Origin of the sequence: Vibrio sp. 10N.222.48.A3 (genome assembly GCF_041475345.1) — a bacterium.
In the GTDB taxonomy this organism is placed as follows: Bacteria; Pseudomonadota; Gammaproteobacteria; order Enterobacterales; family Vibrionaceae; genus Vibrio; species Vibrio tasmaniensis_A.
This window is the reverse complement of the sequence record NZ_JBFRVX010000327.1, coordinates 1-3,181: the sequence shown is the minus strand read 5'-3', so window position 1 is coordinate 3,181 and position 3,181 is coordinate 1. Positions and strand designations below refer to the sequence as shown.

The 3,181-nt window shown below is 42.5% G+C and carries 6 protein-coding genes and 1 pseudogene; all 7 read left to right on the top strand.

All coding sequences use genetic code 11. The features are described 5' to 3' along the window. The first annotated feature begins 84 nt into the window (after positions 1 to 84). Complete coding sequence (locus tag AB4653_RS10415) at positions 85 to 231, top strand: hypothetical protein (protein WP_157936411.1); 147 nt, start codon at positions 85 to 87, stop codon at positions 229 to 231. A gap of 9 nt (positions 232 to 240) precedes the next feature. Continuing rightward, on the top strand, positions 241 to 468 hold the full coding sequence (locus tag AB4653_RS10410; RefSeq protein ID WP_136975316.1) for a hypothetical protein: 228 nt from the start codon (positions 241 to 243) through the stop codon (positions 466 to 468). A 43-nt stretch (positions 469 to 511) separates the two neighbouring features. Continuing rightward, positions 512 to 898 (top strand): hypothetical protein, encoded by a 387-nt coding sequence (locus AB4653_RS10405; protein WP_017101067.1) that lies wholly within the window; start codon positions 512 to 514, stop codon positions 896 to 898. A gap of 75 nt (positions 899 to 973) precedes the next feature. Next, positions 974 to 1,309, top strand: a complete 336-nt coding sequence (locus AB4653_RS10400) for a hypothetical protein (RefSeq protein ID WP_016766862.1) — start codon at positions 974 to 976, stop codon at positions 1,307 to 1,309. A gap of 55 nt (positions 1,310 to 1,364) precedes the next feature. Continuing rightward, entirely contained in the window at positions 1,365 to 1,808 is a 444-nt protein-coding gene (locus tag AB4653_RS10395; RefSeq protein WP_372104088.1) for a lytic transglycosylase domain-containing protein, read from the top strand. A 352-nt stretch (positions 1,809 to 2,160) separates the two neighbouring features. After that, positions 2,161 to 2,391, top strand: a pseudogene (locus tag AB4653_RS10390) (Arm DNA-binding domain-containing protein); the annotation flags it as partial. A gap of 30 nt (positions 2,392 to 2,421) precedes the next feature. After that, positions 2,422 to 3,181: tyrosine-type recombinase/integrase (locus tag AB4653_RS10385; protein ID WP_372104085.1), on the top strand; the 760-nt coding region annotated here is incomplete at its 3' end.

Here is a 3,181-nt window from a genome sequence, read left to right as displayed (position 1 = left end):
CCCCTGCAGAGAAGAACCATGTTTGAGGTAGGGACAGCCAAGCGGCTCCATAAAAGTGATACTCAAACAGAAAGGAAACTCCTCATGGCACAACGACAATCAACCCCAACTCTCTCTAAATCGAATTTCAGCGACCAGCGTTTCGCCGCTGGCCACGAAAGCTCACCAAAAAATGATATCTCTTTGGGCGTGCACCCAGTAGGGCTAAGTCGTGATGTTGTCCTATCATGATCAATATCTGTGGAAAATATTGTCGTGATTGCCGCTCATGTAAAAGCAAGAGCCAGGCATTCCAGTGTTTGGCTAGAACTGACGGTTTTGTTCCCAGAAACAGAACTCAATAAGCCGTACTGGGGGCAAGGCATCGCGAGAGGTCATGTGATTACTGAAACAAATAAGGTAGGGCTGAATAGTCGTGCTGTAGTCATAGGATGGGTGACAAACAACCATCAATACATCGAAACATAAAAGAGTGGATCATCCCCTTAATTATAAAATGGAGACTTAAAAGATGAAATATCTCTCACACTATATTCAAGACAAACAAACTCAGGCTTTTAATGAGGCAGGGGCGTTCTTTGCTTTTTCTAATCAACAGTTCGATGATGAAAAAAAAGAGGGCGTGAAATATGCGTCGCTAGGTATGGGGTTAATTTGCCCAGTTGATAATGCCAAGCAATTAATGACTCGTTTAGATTCTATCGCTCAAGAAGGGATCGCCGAAGATATCAAAGAGAACGGAAAAAAAGCGATCATTCGTCGTGAGTTATTTAATCATGAGTGTTTCTACACCAATGATATTTGTGACTGTGTGGAAAAGCTCGAAGGGTATGGCATCACTTACGATGAAATTCATGAAGTGTTTAATCATATTCGTAAAACGGAAGACGTTTATTAAGCGTGAAAATAAAGCGCCTTGATATTTGCTGTCTCAAATATCAAGGCATGTTCAATTACATCGGAGTTAGATTTAATGAACATTCTGAATGCTACACAAGATAGAGAAGAAACGAAAGCAAAATGTTACGTTTGTACGGCCGTTCCGTTTTCGTTGGGTAAAGTGGTCTATACGCAAGGTATTGAGCAGTTATTAGATAATAATGTCGGTGCTAACTTGTCGATTTATTTGCAGCGTCACCAAAGTGGAGATTGGGGAGAGACTTGCATTGAAGATAAAATCACCAATGACGAAGCAACCAAAACAGGCGAGAGAGTGATATCGAATTATACGATTTGTGATCAATCGGTTTGGATAATAACTGAACGTGACCGCAGCGTGACCACAATTTTATTACCTTGTGAATATTGATATCTCAATGGGATGGCATAAAATGAGAGTCCTATTATTAGGGCTCTTTTTTATGATGAAACCATTACTTTATCTTTCGTTGTTATCGCCGTGTTTCAGTTGGGCTTTTTGCTTTGATGAGGCAGGGCGATTTTATAATGTCGATCCACAGCTTTTAAAATCCATCGCCACGGTAGAAAGTAGCCTAAAGCCGAACGCGTACAATGAAAATAAAAACCAATCCGGTCAAGTCATCAGCCGTGATTTTGGATTGATGCAAATTAATTCCCATTGGTTTGATCGACTATCCGAATTTAATGTGAATGAAACAAATATCTATAATCCTTGCTTTAATGTTCATCTTGGCGCATGGGTATTAAGTTCTAACTTTTCTAGTCATGGTTATAACTGGAACAGTGTCGGCGCGTATAATGCGGGTTTTTCCAAACGCACCGAGAACGCCAGAAAAATATACATCCAAAAAGTCCAATCGGTTTATTTTAATCTGAACGTTCAATAAAAGGCCTTGCACCATAACGGTGCAAGGTCTTTAGCTTTTCCTCTCGCTTTCTTCCTTCAATTTCCAGATCCCCCGCATCCCTCGTTCGTCAGATTCATTCGCCACCTGGTCGGCTTTTGTCTTTCGCTGTCAGTTTTTCCCGTCGCTTTGATTAAGGAACTCAGATCATTCGTTCTGAGTTGTTGGTTAGTTGAGTTGGTGACCACACACCACGTCATAATCTGGCGATTATGGGTGGTTGTCTGTTGTAAATTATTGAAATTTATCAGTATTGAGTTTTTGTTTTTTAGTGTTATGGCATGTTTGACAGCGTTCTACGGTTCAAAAGTGCCCCTGTAAACAGGAGCTTGAAATGGAAAAAATATCTCTTACTCAGCGATTTGTCGAGCGCGTTAAACCGACTTCGACCACAAAAGAATACTATGATTCCAAGGTGTCTACGTTGTATTTACGAGTCTATCCGTCAGGGAGGTGCGTGTTTTTCGTTCGTTTTCAGCACAACGGATTGAGGCAAAATCATAAGCTAGGTTGCACGTTAGATTACTCATTACGTCAAGCAAGACGAGAAGCCTTGCGGCTTGTTCAGCAGGTACGCAGTCCGAAAAAGGAAATATTGCCCTCCATAACGCTGAAGGCGTTCGGCCAAGAGTTTTTTAAGCGTTATCCTCGTCATTGGAAATCTCGCACTTTGATAAAGAACGAAAGTGCCTTTCGTCTTCAGATCGCCCCTTATCTTGGAGATAGGGAAGTACAATCCATTGTTCGAAATGATGTTGAGCAGTGGTTTGCCCAGTTAAGCCATGTGAAAGGCTCAGCCAACCAAGCGTTAGTGTTGCTGTCGGTTATGATGCAGCAATGTGAAATGTGGGAATATCGTCCTAAAAATACCAATCCTTGCCGTGGTTTCAAGCGTTATAAAGAAGGAGGGGTAGAACGCTATCTTAGTAAAAACGAATTGCGTCAACTCTGGCGAGTGTTAGACACGTTAGAGGGCGATAACCCGGCTAAGGTCATGATAATACGTCTGTTGATATACACAGGTTGCCGCTCATCGGAAGTGAGAACCTTACAATGGAAAGAGTACCGAGGTGGTCACTGGCATTTACTAGACAGTAAAACGGGGGCGAAAACGGTTTACCTTTGCTCACAAGTCAGAGCTTATCTTGATGCATGGCAATCAGAGAGTCCTTACCTGTTTCCAGCCCCTTGTAACACTCAACCCATATCCACCAATCAGTTGGGTATATTCTGGCGACAGGCTCGCCAGTTGGCAGGATTGGAAGGCGTGCGCTTGCATGATTTACGTCACACCTACGCCAGTATTGCCATTCAGTCGAAGGTGAACGTGATCGTGTTGAGTCGTCTTTTGGGGC